Source organism: Aequorivita vladivostokensis, assembly GCF_000952855.1.
Taxonomy (GTDB): Bacteria; Bacteroidota; Bacteroidia; order Flavobacteriales; family Flavobacteriaceae; genus Aequorivita; species Aequorivita vladivostokensis.
On the sequence record NZ_JSVU01000001.1, the window covers coordinates 88789 to 109187 of the forward strand.

Annotated in this window: 15 protein-coding genes and 1 pseudogene; 4 read left to right on the forward strand and 12 right to left on the reverse strand. The window is 41.7% G+C overall.

The window, feature by feature from the left end; all coding sequences use genetic code 11:
• Nucleotides 1-9: 9 nt before the first annotated feature.
• From MB09_RS00425 to MB09_RS00475, 11 genes are all read right to left on the reverse strand, one after another.
• The gene (locus MB09_RS00425; protein WP_045078900.1) at nucleotides 10-1806 is read right to left on the reverse strand and encodes a chloride channel protein; all 1797 of its coding nucleotides are present in this window, start codon (nucleotides 1804-1806) and stop codon (nucleotides 10-12) included.
• Nucleotides 1779-2642 (reverse strand): tetratricopeptide repeat protein, encoded by an 864-nt coding sequence (locus tag MB09_RS00430; RefSeq protein ID WP_407637639.1) that lies wholly within the window; start codon nucleotides 2640-2642, stop codon nucleotides 1779-1781. Before MB09_RS00430 ends, MB09_RS00425 begins: the two co-directional genes overlap by 28 nt.
• Nucleotides 2623-3168, reverse strand: coding sequence for a hypothetical protein (locus MB09_RS15365; protein WP_052671262.1), 546 nt, complete (start codon nucleotides 3166-3168; stop codon nucleotides 2623-2625). The genes MB09_RS00430 and MB09_RS15365 overlap by 20 nt, the downstream gene beginning before the upstream one ends.
• Before the next feature lie 89 nt (nucleotides 3169-3257).
• On the reverse strand, nucleotides 3258-5012 hold the full coding sequence (gene aspS, locus MB09_RS00440; RefSeq protein WP_045078902.1) for an aspartate--tRNA ligase: 1755 nt from the start codon (nucleotides 5010-5012) through the stop codon (nucleotides 3258-3260).
• A gap of 442 nt (nucleotides 5013-5454) precedes the next feature.
• Nucleotides 5455-6156: a T9SS type A sorting domain-containing protein gene (locus tag MB09_RS00445; RefSeq protein ID WP_045078903.1), complete on the reverse strand. Its 702-nt coding sequence runs from the start codon at nucleotides 6154-6156 to the stop codon at nucleotides 5455-5457.
• Nucleotides 6157-6159: 3 nt separating this feature from the next.
• Nucleotides 6160-6846, reverse strand: a complete 687-nt coding sequence (locus MB09_RS00450) for a T9SS type A sorting domain-containing protein (RefSeq protein ID WP_045078904.1) — start codon at nucleotides 6844-6846, stop codon at nucleotides 6160-6162.
• Nucleotides 6847-6925: 79 nt separating this feature from the next.
• Nucleotides 6926-10426, reverse strand: coding sequence for an efflux RND transporter permease subunit (locus tag MB09_RS00455; RefSeq protein ID WP_045078905.1), 3501 nt, complete (start codon nucleotides 10424-10426; stop codon nucleotides 6926-6928).
• Between the two features lie 15 nt (nucleotides 10427-10441).
• Nucleotides 10442-11602, reverse strand: a complete 1161-nt coding sequence (locus MB09_RS00460) for an efflux RND transporter periplasmic adaptor subunit (RefSeq protein ID WP_045078906.1) — start codon at nucleotides 11600-11602, stop codon at nucleotides 10442-10444.
• A gap of 60 nt (nucleotides 11603-11662) precedes the next feature.
• Nucleotides 11663-12025 carry a four helix bundle protein gene (locus tag MB09_RS00465; protein WP_205618081.1) on the reverse strand — a complete coding sequence of 121 codons (363 nt, stop codon included), beginning with the start codon at nucleotides 12023-12025 and terminating at the stop codon, nucleotides 11663-11665.
• Nucleotides 12026-12037: 12 nt separating this feature from the next.
• Nucleotides 12038-13477 (reverse strand): TolC family protein, encoded by a 1440-nt coding sequence (locus MB09_RS00470; RefSeq protein WP_084709000.1) that lies wholly within the window; start codon nucleotides 13475-13477, stop codon nucleotides 12038-12040.
• On the reverse strand, nucleotides 13470-14081 hold the full coding sequence (locus tag MB09_RS00475) for a TetR/AcrR family transcriptional regulator (protein ID WP_045078907.1): 612 nt from the start codon (nucleotides 14079-14081) through the stop codon (nucleotides 13470-13472). Before MB09_RS00475 ends, MB09_RS00470 begins: the two co-directional genes overlap by 8 nt.
• A 156-nt stretch (nucleotides 14082-14237) precedes the next feature.
• Here MB09_RS00475 and MB09_RS00480 point away from each other — a divergent pair, with 156 nt between their 5' ends.
• Nucleotides 14238-15212, forward strand: a complete 975-nt coding sequence (locus MB09_RS00480) for a polyprenyl synthetase family protein (protein WP_045078908.1) — start codon at nucleotides 14238-14240, stop codon at nucleotides 15210-15212.
• Here MB09_RS00480 and MB09_RS00485 read toward each other — a convergent pair.
• Nucleotides 15209-15742 carry a hypothetical protein gene (locus MB09_RS00485; protein ID WP_045078909.1) on the reverse strand — a complete coding sequence of 178 codons (534 nt, stop codon included), beginning with the start codon at nucleotides 15740-15742 and terminating at the stop codon, nucleotides 15209-15211. The two genes, MB09_RS00480 and MB09_RS00485, sit on opposite strands and share 4 nt — an antisense overlap.
• Before the next feature lie 113 nt (nucleotides 15743-15855).
• On the opposite strand from MB09_RS00485, the gene MB09_RS00490 reads away from it, so the two are divergent.
• The 3 genes and pseudogenes from MB09_RS00490 to odhB all read left to right on the forward strand — a co-directional run bounded on the left by MB09_RS00490 (nucleotide 15856) and on the right by odhB (nucleotide 20349).
• Nucleotides 15856-18627, forward strand: a complete 2772-nt coding sequence (locus tag MB09_RS00490; RefSeq protein ID WP_045078910.1) for a 2-oxoglutarate dehydrogenase E1 component — start codon at nucleotides 15856-15858, stop codon at nucleotides 18625-18627.
• A gap of 127 nt (nucleotides 18628-18754) precedes the next feature.
• Nucleotides 18755-18925 (forward strand): annotated as a pseudogene (locus tag MB09_RS15660) (ORF6N domain-containing protein); the annotation flags it as partial.
• A gap of 131 nt (nucleotides 18926-19056) precedes the next feature.
• On the forward strand, nucleotides 19057-20349 hold the full coding sequence (odhB, locus tag MB09_RS00495; protein WP_045078911.1) for a 2-oxoglutarate dehydrogenase complex dihydrolipoyllysine-residue succinyltransferase: 1293 nt from the start codon (nucleotides 19057-19059) through the stop codon (nucleotides 20347-20349).
• Nucleotides 20350-20399: the final 50 nt, after the last annotated feature.

Here is a 20399-nt window from a genome sequence, read left to right on the forward strand (position 1 = left end):
TTTGATTTCTTATTTCCCCGAAAAATCTATCAACTTTCGGCGATAGGCCGTTAGCAATTTTGATTTTGAAACAAAACCGTAATATTTACCTTCATTGATAACCGGTAAATTCCAAGCGCCCGTATCTTGAAATTTTTTCATTACATCGGTCATTTTATCCTCTTGAAGATTTATGATATCGGGCGGATGGTGCATAAGTTCCTTGGCGGTTACTTCTTCGTATAAATTTTGATCGAACATCACGGGCCGCAAATCGTCCAGTAAAATAATTCCTTCTAATGAGTTTGTGGTTTTATTTAGTACCGGAAACAGATTCCTTTTAGATTTTACGATGGCTTGATGTACGATTTCACCTAAATTCATCTCGGGGTATATGCTAATAAAATCGCGTTCTATCACCGTTTGTATGTCCATTAATGTAAGTACCGCATGGTCTTTGTTGTGCGTTATTAGGTCGCCCTTTCGGCCCAATTCCATAGCATAAACCGAATGGGGAATAAAATATTTGGTGATTGAAAAGGAGATGGCAGCCGTTATCATTAGCGGGATAAAAAGCTCGTAACCGCCGGTCACTTCAGCGATTAAGAATATAGCGGTAAGTGGGGCATATAGTACCCCGGCCATTAAGCCAGTCATGCCAACCAAGGTGAAATTACTTTCTGAAACACCGTTTGGAAAAAGCCCGCAATTGTTCAGAATTTTCGCAACTACGTTACCCATTATACTTCCCATGAACAATACTGGTGCAAAAATACCACCTACGCCCCCAGCACCGAAGGTTAGTGCACTTGCAATAATTTTGAAAAACACCAAACCCGCCAAGAGCGCGATAACCACCCAGATACTGCTTAATTCCAACTGAAAAATATTATTCTCCAATGCTATTTCAGGATTTCCTTTTACCAAATTGTTAATTACGTCAAATCCTTCCCCATAAAGTGGAGGGATAAAATATATAAGCACGCCAAGACCAACGCCACCAATAAGAAGGCGTTTACCAGGAGATTTAATTTTTTCGAAAAAAGCCTGTATGCCTGCATATACTTTTGTGAAATAAACCGAAGTGAAGCCTGCTGCAAGGCCTAAAAGCATATAGAAAGGGACATCGCTAAGGTAAAAAGCATCCGTGTTTTTGAACGGCAGTAAAACATCGCTCCCAAAAAAGAAATAGCTGGTAAGTATCCCCGAAATGGAGGCCAAAAGTAGCGGCAGCATAGATGCCAAAGTTAAATCTAAGCTGAAGACCTCTATGGCAAAAATAAGAGCCGCAATGGGCGCCTTGAAGATTGAAGCCATGGCCCCCGCAGCCGCGCAACCTATTAGCAGGGTTCTATTTGCTTGGTTGAGATGTAAAATTCTTGAAAGATTGGAACTTAACGCGGCTCCCGTAGCCACTGTTGGACCTTCCAATCCTACGGAGCCCCCAAATCCAACCGTGATAGGTGCTGTTAAAATGCTGCCAATCATTTGGTAGCGTTTTATAAGCCCTTTTCTTTTTGAAATTGCAAATAGGGTGGATGGAATACCGTGACTCACTCTTTGGCGAATTACATATTTAATTATAAAATACACCAAGGTTAATCCAAGAATAGGAAAAACAAAATAAAATGCTGTGTGGTAATACTGTACAAGATTGCCTTCCAGCAAATGCTGAATAAAGTGTGTTAGGTTTTTAAGTATAACCGCGCCAACGCCCGCCAAAAAACCCACGACAATAGCTATTAAATACACAAACTGGTTTTGCGAAATGTATTTAATTCGCCATATTAAAAAGCGGGTTAGTAAATTTCGTTTTTTTGTTGGCATTCGGTCTTTATGGCTTTTTCCAGATTATTGATATCCTGAATATATATTTGTCTTAAGGCCTCGGTGTAGGGATGCGAATTGTAATAGCCGTTGTTAAAATTCTCAATAGCAATGTCCAGTTCTTTTATCGCCTCTTCACATTTCCCGCCTTCAAACAAAATTAGAGCTTTATAGTAACTTCCGTCTGCCGTCTTGTTTTTATTATATAGAATCATTTTGTTGAAATCCAATAAGGCAGCCTCGGGATTTTCATTTTCATAATGTGCAATTCCACGGTATAAAAAAGCCGTAGGTTCTGCCCAATCTTCTCCGTCGTCTTCAGTAACTTCTTGAATGTAACGATCTAGATATTCTATGGAATTTTCGTACTCCTTTAGACCTAAATAGGCCAGGCCGCGCCAATAATCTACACTTTGTCCTTGAGGGGCATCGGTAAAGTTAGGTGTTAGCGTATCGGAAGCATCAAAATCTGCAATTGCCTTTTTATAGTCTCGATAAAACTGAAGATGAAGGTATCCGCGCCAAGGCACCCAAATCTCTGGATTGCATTCCACTGCTTTATCAAAGGTGGTTTTCCAGGTATCAATTACTCCCCTTTTTAAATACGCAATTGAAAGTGCGCGCAAGGCATCACAATTGTTTGGATCCATTGCAATTGCGGCTTCAAGTTTTGTCATGAGCATCGGGGAGCCTTGTCCATGGTGCAAGCTCTGGGCATCTTCAAACAGTTCGGCCGATCGCTCCTTCTTTTCAGATTCTGAAAGGTTCGAAATATCCTCTTTGCAGGAGCTAAGGATACATAACAAGAATAGAATGCTAAGGTAGTATTTCGGCAATCTCACCATTTTCTAATTTATAGGATACGTACATATAATAGTCAACGGGCCCATCATCAAAACTAATAATATTCCAGTTTTGTGGCATTGCCGTAAGTTCTAATAATTGCGAAGTAAGTTCTTTGGAAAATTGGGTTTCGGCATACGCTGTATCAACCTGTATGGTCTCGAACCAACCGGAATTTCCTTCGCAAGTAACCAAAAAGCGAAAATTCAAATATCCCGAATCGGTATAATTTTCGTTTTTGTAATTTTTCAGTATAAAATCCCTGAATTGTTTTTTATTGCCTGCATATCCTTCTTCCGCAGCGCCATGGTGCAGATGATAAATGGCTTCTGCATTGCACAGTGAATAAACATCGTTCAAGGCAGCGGTTTCCTGATTTATGTAGCCAACGTAATGGGGATATTTATCGTGGTCTACCGGAAATTTATATTCAAAATAGAGCCATCCTCCAAAAAAGACCAATAATGCCAAAATGCAAAGGCCCAAAACTATAAATGTGATGATTTTTAAAATTTTCATAATCTAATTTACAGTAAATCCTTCGATTATTTCAAAACGTGTATTGGTTTGACGCAAAGGCCTATAAAAACTGGCAGTCTTGCGGACAATTAGTGCTTTAAATTAATCTTTAAATGAAGTTCTTCAAGCTGTTTTGCATCAATAGGCGCGGGCGCGTCAATCATCACATCTCGGCCAGCATTGTTTTTTGGGAATGCAATAAAGTCGCGGATGGTTTCCTGCCCGCCCAAAATGGCAACCAATCTATCCAAACCGAAGGCAATTCCCCCGTGCGGTGGTGCCCCGTATTGAAAAGCGTCCATCAAAAAGCCGAACTGTGCTTTTGCTTCTTCGGATGTGAAGCCCAAATAATCAAACATCAACGCCTGAGTTTTTTTGTTGTGGATACGGATGGACCCGCCGCCAATTTCGTTTCCGTTTAAAACCAAATCGTAGGCATTGGCTTTAACCTCGCCGGGATTCGTGGCCAACAACTCCAACTGTCCCGGTTTTGGGGAAGTAAAGGGGTGGTGCATGGCGTGGTAACGCTCTGTTTCCTCGTCCCATTCCAAAAGCGGGAAATCCACGACCCAAAGTGGTGCGAATTCGTTACTCTTACGCAGTCCAAGTTCTTCTGCCAAATGCATGCGCAAAGCGCTCAATTGGGCTCGTGTCTTATTTTTGTCTCCGGAAAGTACACAGATTAAATCGCCGGGTTTTGCACCGGTTACATCTGCCCATTTTGCCAGATCGGTTTGATCGTAAAACTTATCTACGGAAGATTTGTAAGTGCCATCCTCGTTGCAGCGAACGTAAACCATTCCCAACGCCCCGATCTGTGGACGCTTCAGCCAATCGATTAAAGTGTCTATTTCTTTTCTTGTGAAGGTGTTTCCGCCCGGAACAGCTATTCCGACCACCAATTCAGCTTGGTTGAAAACGTTGAAATCTTTGTGTTGGGCAACGGCATTCAATTCCCCAAACTCCATCCCAAAACGAATATCCGGTTTGTCATTTCCGTATTTCGCCATCGCTTCATCATAGGTCATTCTTGGGAATTCGGAGATTTCTACGCCGTTTATTTCTTTCAGCAAATGTTTTGTCAGCCCTTCAAAAGCATTCAAAATATCTTCCTGTTCCACGAAAGCCATTTCGCAGTCTATTTGTGTGAATTCCGGCTGGCGGTCTGCACGTAAATCCTCATCGCGGAAGCATTTCACTATTTGGAAATATTTATCCAATCCGCCAACCATCAGCAATTGCTTAAAAGTTTGGGGGCTCTGTGGAAGCGCATAAAACTGCCCTTCATTCATTCGTGATGGCACGACGAAATCGCGTGCGCCTTCGGGGGTTGATTTTATTAAATATGGGGTTTCTACTTCCACAAAACCTTCCTTCGATAAATAATTGCGAACGGCAATAGCCACTTTATGACGGAAGATAAGATTCTCGCGTACGGGTTTTCTGCGGATGTCGAGGTAGCGATATTTCATACGCAAATCCTCGCCACCGTCGGTTTTGTCTTCAATAGTGAAGGGCGGGGTGAGGGATTCATTCAGAATGGTAAGTTCAGAAACCAAAATTTCCACATCGCCCGTTGGCATGTTTGGGTTTTTGGATTCGCGCTCTATTACGGTTCCTTTCACCTGTATTACGAACTCACGGCCCAGTTTTGTAGCTTTTTCCATTACTTCCTTGGGAGTTCTTTCCTCGTCAAAAATAAGTTGGGTGATGCCGTAGCGGTCGCGAAGGTCCACCCAGACCATAAAGCCCTTGTCGCGGGTTTTTTGCACCCAGCCGGAAAGGGTTACTTCTTTATTGATATCTGCCGCGCGAAGCTGGCCATTGTTGTGCGTTCTGTACATTTTATTCTGAAAAAAATTGAGACGGCAAATTTAATAAGTATTAAATGAATTGTTGTGGTTTTAAGGGTATTATTATTGGTGTGGGTTGCCTGCCGCGAATGCACGAATGTTTTTTTGATTGTTTGGGCGTATAGTTTAAAGTGCGGATGGCAATACTATAAATTCGGAGACGAGATTTGTTAAAGCCGAGACGAGAATTGTTAAAGCGGGGACGAAAATTGTTAAAGCAGAGACAAGAATTGTAAAAACGAGGACGAGAATTGTCAAAGCGGAAAGGAGATTTGTTAAAGTGAAGGCAATAATTGTTATTGCGGAAGCCAAAATGTAAATGGTGGTCACCATTATTTAAAAAGTGGGAAGCATATTTATTAAAGCGAAGGCTATAATTGTTAAAGCGGAAGGAATAAGTATAAAAGGGGTAGCTATTTTATAAAAACTAGTATTATTCCATTAAAAACTTTATTACTTCTGTATGGCCGTTTTCATCTTCAATATTTAAAAAATAGATACCGCTGTCAAGATTGGAAACGTCCATGGAGGTTTGATTTTCAAGATTTAGATTTGTTAAAAGTCTGCCCTCTAAGTTGAAGATTTTTACTTTTAGATTTTTTGTGGGGTTTGTGGCGTTTAAATAAAGTTTGTCTTTTGCGGGATTTGGGTAGATTGAGAATTGTGATGCTAAAAAATTGGGATTGGACAAGGCTTGATTGCCATAAAATGCTTGGTTGCCTAAATCATTAGTTAATATTAAAGATAATGCATTGCTTTGACTTTCTATTGTGTACTCAAAGGTCCTGTTAGAAGATTGCCATTCAAAAAAACCATTGTAATATCGATTTTCAAAAATATTGTTTTCAGGCAATGTACAAGGGTCGCTAGGCACAATAATAAATTTAAAAACATTTATTTCTGTATTTGAAATTGTCAATTGGTGTCCTGAGAACCCTACACAAACGATGGTCTCAAAGAAATCTTGATAAATATTTAATTCAATAGAGTCAATTTCATTGTTTTGAGGAGCTAGATAATCTATACCATCAATATTTATCTTCTGAAGATACCACGTATTATCAAAAAGTCTTTGGTCTTGGGCAAATGAGCTAACACTGATGCTGAACAATAGGATGTGTAGTAGTGTTTTCATAGGCTACTGTTTTATAAACTTTTTCACTGCCTTATTGCCGTTTTCGACCTCAATGTTTAAAAAGTAGATACCGCTTTCAAGATTGGAAACGTCCATGGAGGTTTGATTTTCAAGATTTAGATTTCTTAAAAGTCTGCCCTCTAAGTTGAAGATTTTTACTTTTAGATTTTCGGTGGGGTTAGTTGGGTTTAAAAACAATATGTCTTTAGTGGGGTTTGGGTATAATTGAAACGCATTTCTTTGAAAATCTGTAGTGGAAAGTGGATAGCTTTTAAAGGTAGCAAAACCAAACAATGGAGTTTCAAATGAAAGAACTCTACCATCGTTATCTTCCTCAATAGTGTAGGTATAACCACCTTGTATAAATCCAAAATATTCACTTTCAAAATTATTATGCAGTTGGATGCCACAGTCTTCCGTAGTTGCATTGAAACTAATTGAAAATAATTCACCTATAAATTCATAATTTCCGCTAAAGGTATTGCACGCTCCCATGCCATTAAAGCTTAAATCTTCTGAAATACTTAAAGAGGGGGCAATTGGCGGATCTATAGTGGAAACATCATAATAAGTTCCCAGATCTGTACTCATTACTTCATATAAATACCAATCATTTTCAAAAAGTCGCGGATCTTGGGCAACACTTGTTTGAAAAATGAGGAGGATAATTAAGGAGTACAGTTTTTTCATAACTAAGATTTCACTACAAAGTACAAAAAAATCCCTTTGCGCAATAAAGCCGCAAAGGGATTTTTTTATGATTTAGTACCTACTCGGCAATCCTATCATTGTAGCTAGGCTGTTTTGCCCTAAGCTTTTTTAGTTCCTTCAGTCTGCGCTTTTTTCTGAATCTAATTTTGGCGCGGTTTACCAAATAGAACATGACCGGGACTACAATCAAGGTCAGGAAAGTGGCAAAAATCAATCCGAAGATTACCGTCCACGCCAGCGGACCCCAGAAAATCACGTTGTCACCACCAATGTAGATGTTAGGGTTATAATCTGTAAAAAGCCCAAAGAAATCTATGTTGAGACCTATGGCCAGTGGAATTAAACCAAGCACGGTTGTAATTGCGGTAAGCAATACGGGGCGCAAACGCGACTTTCCGCCTGCCACTATCAAGTCAAAATACTGGCGTTTGGTGAGCATTTGGTCCTCATCCATCTGTAGATCGTACATTTTTCGGTCAATGAGAATCTGGGTGTAATCTATGAGGACGATGGCATTGTTTACCACGATACCTGCCAACGAAATGATACCCATCATAGTCATAATAATCACAAAATCCATCTGGAAAACTACGAGTCCGAGAAATACCCCTGCCAAGCTCAATACGATAGCCGTTAAAATAATTAGGGGTTTGCTCAAAGAGTTGAACTGCGCCACAAGAATAAGCATGATGCCCCCCATAGCATAGAAGAGAGCCAGCAATAGGAACCCCATATTATCGGCCTGTTCTTCCTGCTCTCCCGTAAAGGCAAGGTTAATGTCTTTTGGAAGTTCGTAGTTCTGCAATTCAGTCTTTAGGTCGTTGACGATTTCGGTGGCGTTGTAGCCCCCAAGCACGTTGGAATATACCGTAATGGTTCGCTTTAGGTCTTTTCTTTTGATGGAACTAAAGGAAGCTGTATTATTTTTTGTAACCATTGCCGAAATAGGCACTTGTACAATTTTTCCTTGGTTGTTTCGGAACGTAATGGGCTGATTAAAAAGCGCGCTCTCGTCATAACGCGATTTATCGGAAAGACGGACGTTTATTTCGTAATCATCGTCGCCTTCTTTATAAGTGGAAGCTTCTTCGCCGAAAATAGCGCGCCGCAGCGTTTGCCCAATTTGCGCAGTGGAAATGCCCAACTGGCCCGCTTTTTCACGGTCCACGGTAACGTCCATTTCGGGCTTGCTTTTATTAATGTCTATTTTCAACTCCTCGATACCACTGATGCCCAATCCTTCAATATAGGAACGCAGGTTTTCCGCCTCGCGAAGCATTTGTTCATAATCCTCGCCTATCAGTTCGATATTTATCGGATAGCCCACAGGCGGGCCGGCAGCATCCTTTTCTACGATTATAGAAGCTCCGGGGAAACCTTTTACGGCTTCGCGCACTTCTTCAAGTACAGTACTACTCTTTACGCCCCGTCGCAATTGGTAATCGCGCATGGAGAGGGTAATCTTTCCCTTTTGGGGCATTTCGTTGCTTTGGCCACCGTCAGTCTGTGGGTTACCAGCGCCTTGGCCCACCTGCGAAATGGCAGATTCTACCATATAGTTGTAGCCGTCGTCTTCGTATTTTGAAATGGCATCAAACACACGTTTTTCAACTTGTTTTGTAAGCTCGTTGGTTTTTTCGATGTCGGTTCCCTGCGGGTATTCTATGTAGGTGATAATCTGGTTTGGTTCATTTTCGGGGAAGAAGAGCACTTTTGGTTGTGCAATTCCCACTAAAATGAAGGAGAAGAGCAAAAGCGCTATGGTTCCGAAGAAAAAGACGTACGCCTTTCTTCCGCGTAAAGCGTATTTCAGGGTATTTTCATAGAAATTCTCCAGTTTTTTAAGCGATTTATACTGAAAATAGTCAACCGCTCCCGCCAATACATACTTATAAAGCCACAGCAGAAGTGCCGCAAGAATTGCTAAATTTCCGAAGCCCCGGAAAGCGGCCAAATCCATTGCGAAACCGGCAATGAGGAGTAGGGCGCCAACTCCTATTAAAATCAAGCTCCAACGGATAAGTTTCTTTTTGGTAAGCGGTTCTTCTTCCACTTTCATAAATTCTGAAGTAAGCATGGAATTGATAATCAATGCCACAAAAAGTGATGATGAAAGCACTACCGAAAGCGTAATGGGGAAATAAATCATAAACTTTCCAATGGTTCCCGGCCAAAGCCCAAGTGGGAAGAACGCGGCCAGGGTTGTAGCCGTAGAGGCGATGATGGGCCAGGCAATTTCCCCCATTCCTTGTTTGGCGGCCTTTCGTGGAGACATTCCCTCGCTCATCAAGGTATATACGTTTTCAACCACCACAATTCCATTATCCACCAGCATACCCAGACCCATTACGAGCCCAAAAAGGACCATTGTGTTTAGGGTAAAGCCCAATGATGAAAGGATAAATAGCGACATTAACATAGAGAGCGGAATGGCGAACCCTACAAAAAGGGCATTCCTGAAACCGAGGAAAAACATCAACACGATTACCACCAAAAGCACCCCGAAGATGATATTGTTTACCAAATCGTTCACCTGATTTTCAGTCTTTATGGATTGATCATTGGAAAGACTGATATGAAGACTTTTCGGGAGATAATTCTCCTGTTCCTCGGCTACTATATCCTTAATTTGCTCAACAGCCTCGATCATATTCTTGCCGGCGCGTTTTTTCACATCCAGCATCACCACGGGATCGCCATATTCTCGGGCGTACGTAGTAGCGTCTTTTTCCTGGAAATTTATATCGGCAATATCTTTTAAGAAAATGATACCATCATCCTTTTTAACTACAACTTTCTCCAGTTCCTTTGGATCTTCAATTTCACCGGTAATACGAATGTTCTTCTGAACGCCATTGGTAATGATATTTCCACCGGAAATGGTGCTATTTTCACCTTTTATGGCATTTATAATATTGTCAAAACTTACCTGTGAGGCGGTCATTTTATAGATATCCACCGCTATTTCCACTTCTTTTTCCTCCGCGCCGCGAATTGTAGCTTCCTTTATTTGTGGCAGCAACTCAATTTTATCTTGGAGGTATTCTGCATAATCCTTCAACTGTTGTACCGGATAGTCGCCGGTAATATTAATGTTGAGGATGGGCATTTCTTCGGAAAAATTTAAGTCGAAAACATTCGGCTCTACCTTGGCGCCGTTTGTAAGCGTGGGCCAGGTGGTTTCTGCCTTTACTTGGTCAACCTTATCTTTCACCAATTGTTTGGCAACCGGAATATCTACCGTTTCCTCAAACTCCACAATAATGATGGAGTAATCCTGAAGGGTGGTAGAAGTAATTTCCTTCACGCCGCCCACATCCTTAAATTCCTCCTCCAAAGGTTCGGTAATAAATTTTTCCACGTCCTCGGCAGAGTTACCCGGGTTTACCGAGCTCACGTAGATTTTGGTCTCGATAATTTCTGGGAAGGCCTCGCGCGGCATACTGTAATAGGCATATGCTCCCAAAAACAGGATGATGGCCATAATTACATAGACCGTCATTTTATTGTCAATGGCCCAAGACGATATGCTAAATTCTTTATACGGATTTTTGCTCATGGTGCAATGGGTTTCTTAGTTTTTGATGGTTACTTTCTGGCCGTCGCGAAGGGTTTTTGCACCTTCCTTAATGATAGTGTCGCCTTTTTTGATTCCCGATTTCACCTCCGTATGGTTTTCATACGAAAGTCCTGTTTCAAGAAGCACGCGCTTGGCAATGCCCACGGAATCATTCACTGGTTGGTATAGGTAAGCGATGGTTTCGCCCGCGGCATTTTCCTGTAAAATATTCTCGGGCACGGTTATGGCGTTTTCGGCGCTGTAATCGTTCACTTTAACCGTGGCGATAAGGTTTGGCTTTACTAAACCATCCTTATTTGGAATTTCAACCTGTATGTCAAAACTTCTGTTGTTCGGGTTGATGTAATTGCTCACTTGGCGAACCTTTCCGGTGAATTCTTCATTGATGGAAGCTAATTTCACCTTTACTTGCGTACCCTTGGTTATGTTTTTAAGATAGGTTTCGGGAATGGAAGCCTTCACGTACATGTTGCTCAAATTAACCAAACGGATAATTGGGGTTTGTCCGGGCACCACCACTTGGCCTTGGTCTGAAATAATCTCGTCCACAACGCCGCTAAAGGGTGCGGTGATTATGGTCTTGGCCAATTGGGCGCGCAATTGATTGGTAACGTTTTTAGCAGATTCATAATTGGTCTTGGCCTGTAAATATTGTATTTCGGAACCAATTTTTTGTTCCCACAGTCTTTGCTGACGCTCAAAGGTGGTCTGCGCCAAAGCCATTTGGGCTTCCTGTTGCGCAACTTGGCTGGACAGGCCGCCATCGTCAATTTTTGCAAGGCGCTGCCCTTTGGAAACGCGTTGGCCTTCCTTTACGTATATGTTAGTCAGCACACCCGAATATTCGGCATTGAGCACCACGTTTTGATCTGTTTCCACATTGCCCTGTACTTCAACGTAATGCTTAAAAATGGTGTCTTTAATCACTTCAGCAGTAACCAATGCAGGGCGCTCCTTTCTTTCGTGCGTTTCAATGTATTGGTTTAGCTTGTCGATTTCGGCTTTTAATTCGCGTTGTTGTTTGTTCATTTCTGCGCGCTTTGCTTTTATAGCTGTCATGTCGCCCGAATTAATTACTGCATCAACAGTTTGGTTATCGCCGCCGCAGGAAACCAACGTGGTTATAAGGATTAAGAGAAAGAGTGATTTTTTCATTTTGTTGATTTATTTTTAAAAGTCGATTAGTTTAGGAGTCGATTAGTTTAGGAGTTGGTCTTAGTTAGGAATTTGTGATTTATATAGACCGTCGAGCATAGCTGTAATTTCGGTTATGTCGTTTCTTAGTTCAAGATATTTTTCCTCGTTTAAAAATTCCAAATCGTTAGAGAGGATACATTGGTTCAATAATTCAAGTGCGGAACCATAGGCAATTTCTGTAAATCGCCCCTTATCCTTGTTAGTATGTCTGCCAGTCCCCTCTGCTATATTGGAAGATATTGAAATGGCAGCTCTTCTCATTTGACTTGTAAGTCCAAACTTTTCTTCGGAAGTGAAATCAGCCGTTGCTTTATAAATTTTTATAGAAACTTGCCTTGATCGTTGCCAACCCTGTAATTTTTCAAAACCGAAAATTTTCATAATAAATTTATTTTATTTGTTACTTTTTAATTCCCCTTTCAACTCTAAACTCCTCAACTCCTCAACTTTTAATTGGTATTTTCCTTTTATTTCTTCCCAATTAATTCGCAGCTGTGGAATATTTAGAACGGTCTCAAGGTTGGCTTTTTCGTTGATTAATTCCAGCATAGCTTGAAAATATTGCTGCTGGGCCGTGTATAATTGGGTTTGGGCTTGGCGCAAATCAAAACTGCTCGAGAGTCCTTCGGTGAATTTTATTTGGTTTTTGTTCTCTATGCGTTCGGACAGAGCAAGGTTTTTCTTTGAATTCTCATAATTCTCAATTGCGAATTGATAATTGCTCTGGGCCGTTGTAAGGTCTAACTTTATTTGTTGCTGGGTCTGTTCAAAATCGGTCCTTGCTTGGTCGAGCGCTATTTTAGTCCGTTGGCTTGCGGCACTTCGCATCCCACTGCTGAATATGGGAATGTTAAGACTTACCCCAAAAACCGAGGATTGATACCATTTTTGGTCGCCATTAAAAAACGTAAAATCATCGCTGTTTGCTGAGGTTCCATAATTTACGAAGGCCGAAAGCCGTGGTAGAGCTTTACTTTTCTCCAACCGATTTTCAAAATAACGTTGTTCAATAAGGTTTTGGGCAATTTTGTAATCAATGTTGCTCTCGATGTTCAGCGCGGCATCCAAAAGCGCCAGACTGATGTTTTGATTGGCAAGCTCGTCCAGGTCGTCTGTTAAAGTTACGGGTGCTTCCACATCTATCCCCAGCGCCAAATTGAACATTCGTTTGGCGATGGCTTGACTCCTTCGGGCGTTATTGAGTTGTGTTTCGATATCCAAAAGGGTTATTTCGAGTTGCTCCACGCTTTCCTCTTCGGCCAAACCATTTTCAAAGATTTTTCTGGTTTCGTTGAGGTTTTCCTCAAGGTTGGTTTTGTTTTTTCCAAAAATATCCACCAGTTCCTGCGCTAGCAAAACACTACTATAGGCGTTGATAACGCCCTTGCGGACCTCGAGGCGGGTTTTTTCGTTGATGTTTTCGGAATATCTTAAAAACGATTTGGCGGCCTTTAACCCTACTAGATAGCTGCCGTCAAAAATCAATTGGTTTAAGGTGGCCACCGCATTTGCGTTTTGCTTGGTACCAAAGGTTACCGGTACGAAAGTTCCCGGTTCGCCGCCGGTTATTTCTGCGGGCAAAAGCGTAACGGGCTGCTTCAGATTGTTGTTGTAGGAAACATTGGCATCTATCTGCGGAAGTCCACTTGCCGTGGTTTCCCACTTTTGCTTTATGGCCTTGGCAATATCCCGACGCGCGTTTATCGAAGTATAATTGCTGTCCAGGGCAAAGGTTATGGCTTCTTGTAATGTGAAACTATACTCTTTCTGTTGCTGCGAAAAACCTAAAGTTACAGATAGTATAAAACTGAAAATTAAAAGCTTTTTAGTCATTGGTTTGATGCTCTTTGATGAATTTTTTTAGTGTGAGAAAACCTTCGGATGTTACAATTCCGCGGATGTGATATTCGAGATATTCTTCAGTAAGAAATTGGGTTGAAAATTTTTCCACTGGAAATAAGTTCTGGTCCTTTATTCCGTGAATGCCCAAAAAATATAGCCTTGCGATAAAATCTATGTTCAGGTTGCTTCGGTACAAACCTTGGTCAATTCCTCTTTTTAGGTTTTTTCGGGTACACTCCATCATTTTTTCAAAATGGCTTTCTTTTAGTCCCTCACTTATTTCCGGATAATATTTTTGCAGTTGGTATTGGGGGGAAGTCTGTTCGGTTTCCACGGTTTCCATCACAAACTTCTTTATGGCATAGAGCTCTTCTATCGGATTCTGCTCTTGAGAACAAATCTCGTCAATGCCAGTAGTAATATTGTGAAGCACGTTGCAGGTACAAGCTTTTACCAGGGCGGTCTTGTTTTTAAAATGCGTATAAATGGTTTTTTTTGAAATAGCCATTTCATTGGCGATATCGTCCATGGTAACACTCTTAAAACCAAGTTTTAAGAAGAGACTGGTGGCTTTTTGGATAATCTTTTCTCTCATAACAGGGTGCAAAGATATATCGTGGAAACTTTTAAAACAATAATAGTTTCCATAGTTTTATTTTATTTAACAGAAGCTTAACAGCCAAGGTATTTTGACACATTAATTGTGGCCTTTTGCTTAGCTTGTTTTACTTTAGCCGAAATTTTTCGAAAGATGGAGGTTTTAAAGAAATACAATTCAGAATTGCAGCAGCATCTTGAAAACGCCGTTGCCCAAAAGGAGCCGCGCCAACTCTACGACCCTATAAAATATATTCTTTCCTTAGGAGGCAAGCGCATTAGGCCGGCCCTGACTTTGATGGTATGCGATTTTTTCGGAACCGATTTCAAAAAGGCAATGAGCGCTGCCCTGGCCGTAGAGCTGTTTCATAATTTTTCCCTTATCCACGACGATATTATGGACAATGCGCCACTGCGCCGCGGCAAAAGGACCGTCCACGAGAAATGGGACGTAAACACTGCAATTCTTTCGGGTGATGCGATGCTTATTTTGGCATATCGTTTCTTTGAAAACTATGAACCCACAATGTTTCATGAATTGGCAAAACTTTTCAGCGAAACGGCGCTGCAGGTTTGCGAAGGGCAGCAACTGGACATGGATTTTGAAACGCGGGATGATGTTACCCTTGTGGAATATATACAAATGATAGACCACAAAACGGCGGTATTATTGGGCGCGGCAATGAAAATGGGCGCCATTGTTGCCGAAGTTTCCGAAAGCGATAAAGACAAAATTTATCAATTCGGAAGAAATTTGGGCATTGCCTTTCAATTGCAGGACGATTATCTGGATGTTTTTGGCAATCCCGAAACCTTTGGAAAGCAGGTGGGCGGTGATATTATTTCAAATAAAAAAACCTTTCTGTATTTAATGGCGGTGGGCGAGGGCACTTCGGCCCAAGCGGAGGAACTGGAGCATCTTTTCACCATAAATCCAAAAGACCCTGCCGATAAGATTGCTACGGTTAAGGAAATATTCCTTAGCTCTGGTGCAGCTGAAGCAACGCAGGCAGAAATAGAAAAATTCAGTCATTTGGCGTACTCGCTTTTGGATGAAATAGATATTTCCGAAGACAAAAAGATACTGCTCCGCAAATTCGGGAAGGATTTGATGGAGCGCGACGTTTAAAAATACACCCGCACGAAAGGGGCAAAGGCACTTGCGTAAATACTTTCATCCGCATCAAAAAGAACATCGTAACGGATGCCAATTGTAAAATTATTGCTATGGAAACCGACGCCCAGAAATAAGGCCGGATACCAATAGTTCCGCGTTTGGTCGGGGCTTCCCCAATATTTATACTTTCGGGTTACGTGCAATTCCTCAAATTCTGCCGAAAGCTGTATTTCCGGTATTACATTATAAAGCGCCAGCACACTTCCGCCCAGAATGGTCGCGTTGGTATCGTTTTTCAGGCTTGCATACGTTCCGTGTAGCGCCAGTCCGGCCGCAAACTGGTCGTTAAACTGGTAAATAGCGCTGGGCGCAAGGGTTCCACTGAAAAAACCATCTCCAAAACTAAGGCCAATTCCTCCCCCAAAACGCAGGTGCTGCCAGAATTCATTTTTATTAGCTTGACTGAACGATTTAGTAAGGCTAAGAAGAAACAGCGCAATAAAAAATAATTTGCCAACATACCTAAATTCAGTCTTTTTCATTATGAATACTTTAAGATTTTCCACCTATAAATATATAGAATCAGGCGGAGTAGTTTGCGTAATTGTTGTATTTTTGTAGCGTTTTATCAAAATGACCCATTTGTACATTTATCATGGATAAATTTTCCTTCTTAAACGCGATCCACCCATCCCAAATCGCGGAACTTTACGAAAAATATTTACAATACCCCGATAGCGTTGAGCCAAGTTGGCGTGCTTTTTTCCAAGGTTTTGACTTTGGTTCGGAGAATACTGCACAGGAATTCTTTGGTACCACAGAGCCTGCGGAACCCCAAGATTATGATGTGGGCGCTATCTGCGCCGATGTTATAAAGGAATTCCAGGTTGTGAAATTGATTGATGGTTACAGGACCCGTGGGCATTTATTTACCAAAACAAACCCAGTGCGGGAGCGCAGAAAATATACGCCTACCTTGGCAATCGAGAATTTTGGCCTTTCACAGCACGACCTAAAGGCTACTTTTAGAGCGGGTGAAATTATTGGTATTGGCGAGGCTACCCTTGAAGAAATCATAAAACACCTTGAGAGCATTTATTGCGATTCCATTGGAATTGAATATATGTACATTCGGAAGCCGGATGAAATCCAGTGGATTCAACAAAAGTTGAACGTTAACGATAATCAGCCCAGTTTCTCCAACGAACACAAAAAGCATATCCTTAAAAAACTCAATGAAGCTGTGGCTTTTGAGAGTTTTCTTCACACAAAATACGTAGGGCAAAAACGGTTTTCACTGGAAGGAGGCGAAAGTTTGATTCCGGCTTTGGATACCTTAATTGAAAATGCAGCCGAAAAGGGCGTGGAGGAATTTGTAATGGGAATGGCCCACCGAGGGCGTTTAAGCACGTTGACTAACATCTTCGGAAAAAGTGCCAAGGATATTTTCAGCGAGTTTGACGGAAAGGATTATGCGCAGGATATTTTTGATGGCGACGTAAAATATCACTTGGGCTGGACTTCAAAACGCAAAACCGAATCTGGCAAAGAAATAAATCTAAACATAGCCCCGAACCCTTCACATTTGGAAACTGTGGGCGCCGTGGTACAGGGAATAGCCCGTGCCAAACAGGACGACCATCACAAAGACAATCCAAATAAAGTATTGCCAATAATTGTTCACGGCGACGCGGCAATTGCCGGGCAGGGCATTGTGTATGAAATTGTACAAATGGCGCAGCTGGACGGCTATAAAACCGAAGGCACGATCCACATAGTAGTCAACAACCAAATAGGTTTCACTACGAATTATTTGGATGCGCGCTCCTCAATTTACTGTACTGATGTTGGAAAGGTAACGCTTTCACCCATCCTGCACGTTAATGCGGATGATGTTGAGGCAGTGGTGCACGCGATGAATTTTGCGTTGGATTTCAGAATGGAATTTGGCCGTGATGTTTTTATCGATTTGTTGGGCTATAGAAAATATGGACATAATGAAGGTGACGAACCGCGTTTTACGCAGCCCAAACTTTATAAGGCCATAGCCAAACACGACAACCCCCGCGATATTTATGCTGAAAAGCTTATTTCCGAAGGTGTGATAGATCAAGGCTACGCCGATAAACTGGAACAGGAATACAAAGATAAGCTGGAAGAAAACCTTGAAGATTCCAGAAAAGAAGACAAAACCACCATAACTCCTTTTATGCAGGATGAATGGGAAGGCTATGATTATGCCGAAGAGGATAAAATGATGGAGGCGGTTGATACCACTTTCGATTTGAAAAAGTTGGATGAAATTGCCGAAGTAATAACCAATTTGCCTGAGGATAAAAAATTCCTAAAGAAAATTGCCAAGCTTGTTGAAGCAAGACACACTATGTACTTTGAGGACAACAAACTGGATTGGGCCATGGGCGAATTGCTTGCTTACGGATCACTTTTAAAGGAAGGCCACGACGTGCGTATGAGCGGGCAGGACGTGGAGCGCGGAACGTTTTCGCATCGTCATGCCGTTATTAAAGTTGAGGACAGTGAAGAAGAAGTTGTGCTTTTAAATCATTTAAAGGGAGATCAAGGCGATTTCTATATATACAACTCATTGCTTTCCGAGTATGGGGTTGTTGGTTTTGACTATGGGTATGCTATGGCGAGCCCTCAGAGCTTGACGCTGTGGGAAGCACAATTTGGCGATTTCAGCAATGGGGCGCAAATTATGATAGATCAATACATTTCGGCCGCCGAAGACAAGTGGAAGCTGCAGAATGGTTTGGTGATGCTTTTGCCCCACGGTTATGAAGGCCAGGGCGCGGAGCATTCATCGGCGAGAATGGAACGTTATCTGCAACTTTGTGCAACAGACAATATGTTTGTGGCGGATGTGACTACGCCAGCCAACCTTTTTCACCTTTTCAGAAGACAATTAAAGGTAAATTATCGCAAACCGTTGATTGTATTTACGCCCAAGAGTTTGCTTCGCCACCCAAAAGTGGTATCTACCAAAGAAGAATTGGCCAACGGAAGTTTCCAAATGGTAATTGACGATGCCGAGGCAAAAGTTGCAAAAGTGAAAACATTGGTATTCCTAACCGGTAAATTCTATTACGATTTGCTGGAAAAAAGGGAGGAGTTGAAAAGGGATGACGTCGCATTGGTGCGTATAGAGCAGTTGTTTCCATTGCCAACGGATGAAATGAAAAAAATTCTAAAGAAATATAAAAACGCCGATGATGTGGTGTGGGCACAGGAAGAACCAAGAAATATGGGCGCCTATTCGCATATCTTGATGCACTTTGAAGAAGCGAGAAACTTTAGGGTTTGCAGCAGAAAAATGTACGCGGCACCGGCAGCGGGCAGTACAGTTAGGTCAAAAGCAAGACACGCCAAGGTAATTGAAAACGTGTTTGACAAAGATATGGAGTAGGGACGCACGACCGTACGTTTCCACGGTTTTTGAAATGTTGTGATGTAGCTGAAAATGATGGATTATTTTATTATTTTCATACTGTGAAATTGCAGAAATTCAGAATAAGATTTAAGAAGTCCGTGGCAAAAGATTGATGTTCGATTTTGACCTTGCGGAAATATATGGCGTGGAAACCAAAAGATTAAAAGAATCTGTAAGTAGAAATATAGACAGATTTCCAAAGGATTTTATGTTTGAACTTACTAAAAATGAGTTTGAAAACTTGAGGCCACAGATTGCAACCTCAAGTATTTGATACAAAAGGAAAAAAACGATAAAGGGCAATCAGAAAGAAAGTGAATAGAATACAAATAAGTAGATTTATAAAAATCTGAAGAATAAAGAATAAAGAATAGCACCCTCCAGGTTGCAATAAACAATAAGATTATGGCATTAGAAATGAAAGTCCCCTCCCCGGGAGAATCCATCACCGAAGTAGAAATAGCAGCTTGGCTAGTAAAGGATGGTGATTACGTTGAAAAAGATCAAGCAATCGCCGAAGTGGATAGCGACAAAGCTACGCTCGAACTTCCGGCAGAAGCCAGCGGCATCATTACCCTAAAAGCAGAGGAAGGCGATGTGGTAGGCGTAGGCGAAGTAGTTTGCTTGATAGATACCGACGCAAAAAAACCTGGTGGTGATGATGCATCCGACCAAAAGGAAACTTCCAAAAAATCCGAATCCGAGGATACGGAAAAGAAGGAGAAGGCTACAAAAGAAGCTGCTACCGAAAAAGGGGAAGCCAAAAAACAAACGCCGTCAAAATCATCTACTCCCAACCAAGAGCAGGATAAGAAAACATACGCTACAGGTTCGCCTTCACCTGCGGCCAAGAAAATTCTTGATGAAAAGGGAATGTCTTCCAAAGATGTGAAAGGAACTGGCCGTGATGGAAGAATCACAAAAGAAGATGCGGTAAGCGCAACCCCTTCTATGGGAACTCCTGGAAGCGGCAGCCGCGGTAGCGAGCGTAAAAAACTCTCCATGCTTCGCCGAAAAGTTGCAGAACGTTTGGTTTCGGCCAAAAATGAAACTGCCATGCTCACTACTTTCAACGAGGTGGATATGACAGCGATTTTTGAATTGCGAAATCAATACAAGGAACAGTTCAAAGAAAAACACGGCGTAGGGCTTGGGTTTATGTCGTTTTTTACCTTGGCGGTAGTCCGTGCACTGGAACTTTACCCAGAAGTAAACTCCATGATTGATGGCGATTATATGATAACCTATGACTTTAAGGATATTTCAATTGCCGTTTCAGGACCGAAAGGTTTAATGGTTCCCGTAATTAGAAATGCCGAAAATCTAAGTTTTAGAGGTGTGGAAAATGAAGTGAAGCGACTTGCAATTAGAGCGCGCGATGGTGAGATTACCGTAGATGAAATGACTGGAGGCACATTTACAATCTCTAACGGTGGCGTTTTTGGCAGCATGCTTTCAACCCCGATTATTAACCCACCACAATCCGCAATTTTGGGAATGCACAATATTGTGGAGCGTGCCATTGTTCGCGATGGGGGAATAGTAGTGGCGCCAGTAATGTACGTTGCGCTTTCGTATGACCATAGAATAATCGACGGCCGCGAATCTGTTGGGTTTTTGGTTGCCATAAAAGAAGCCTTGGAAAGTCCTGAGGAACTTTTGATGGATAACAACGTAAAGCGCGCCTTGGAATTATAAGTTGATACTCTTTATAGAAATGAAAAATCCGGCCTGTAGAGCCGGATTTT

Coding starts and splice junctions, on each gene's coding strand:
- MB09_RS00425 (WP_045078900.1), bottom strand. CDS start 1,806: ATGCCAACAAAAAAACGAAATTTACTAACCCGCTTTTTAATATGGCGA.
- MB09_RS15365 (WP_052671262.1), bottom strand. CDS start 3,168: ATGAAAATTTTAAAAATCATCACATTTATAGTTTTGGGCCTTTGCATT.
- aspS (WP_045078902.1), bottom strand. CDS start 5,012: ATGTACAGAACGCACAACAATGGCCAGCTTCGCGCGGCAGATATCAAT.
- MB09_RS00445 (WP_045078903.1), bottom strand. CDS start 6,156: ATGAAAACACTACTACACATCCTATTGTTCAGCATCAGTGTTAGCTCA.
- MB09_RS00450 (WP_045078904.1), bottom strand. CDS start 6,846: ATGAAAAAACTGTACTCCTTAATTATCCTCCTCATTTTTCAAACAAGT.
- MB09_RS00455 (WP_045078905.1), bottom strand. CDS start 10,426: ATGAGCAAAAATCCGTATAAAGAATTTAGCATATCGTCTTGGGCCATT.
- MB09_RS00460 (WP_045078906.1), bottom strand. CDS start 11,602: ATGAAAAAATCACTCTTTCTCTTAATCCTTATAACCACGTTGGTTTCC.
- MB09_RS00465 (WP_205618081.1), bottom strand. CDS start 12,025: ATGAAAATTTTCGGTTTTGAAAAATTACAGGGTTGGCAACGATCAAGG.
- MB09_RS00470 (WP_084709000.1), bottom strand. CDS start 13,477: ATGACTAAAAAGCTTTTAATTTTCAGTTTTATACTATCTGTAACTTTA.
- MB09_RS00475 (WP_045078907.1), bottom strand. CDS start 14,081: ATGAGAGAAAAGATTATCCAAAAAGCCACCAGTCTCTTCTTAAAACTT.
- MB09_RS00480 (WP_045078908.1), top strand. CDS start 14,238: ATGGAGGTTTTAAAGAAATACAATTCAGAATTGCAGCAGCATCTTGAA.
- MB09_RS00485 (WP_045078909.1), bottom strand. CDS start 15,742: ATGAAAAAGACTGAATTTAGGTATGTTGGCAAATTATTTTTTATTGCG.
- MB09_RS00490 (WP_045078910.1), top strand. CDS start 15,856: ATGGATAAATTTTCCTTCTTAAACGCGATCCACCCATCCCAAATCGCG.
- odhB (WP_045078911.1), top strand. CDS start 19,057: ATGGCATTAGAAATGAAAGTCCCCTCCCCGGGAGAATCCATCACCGAA.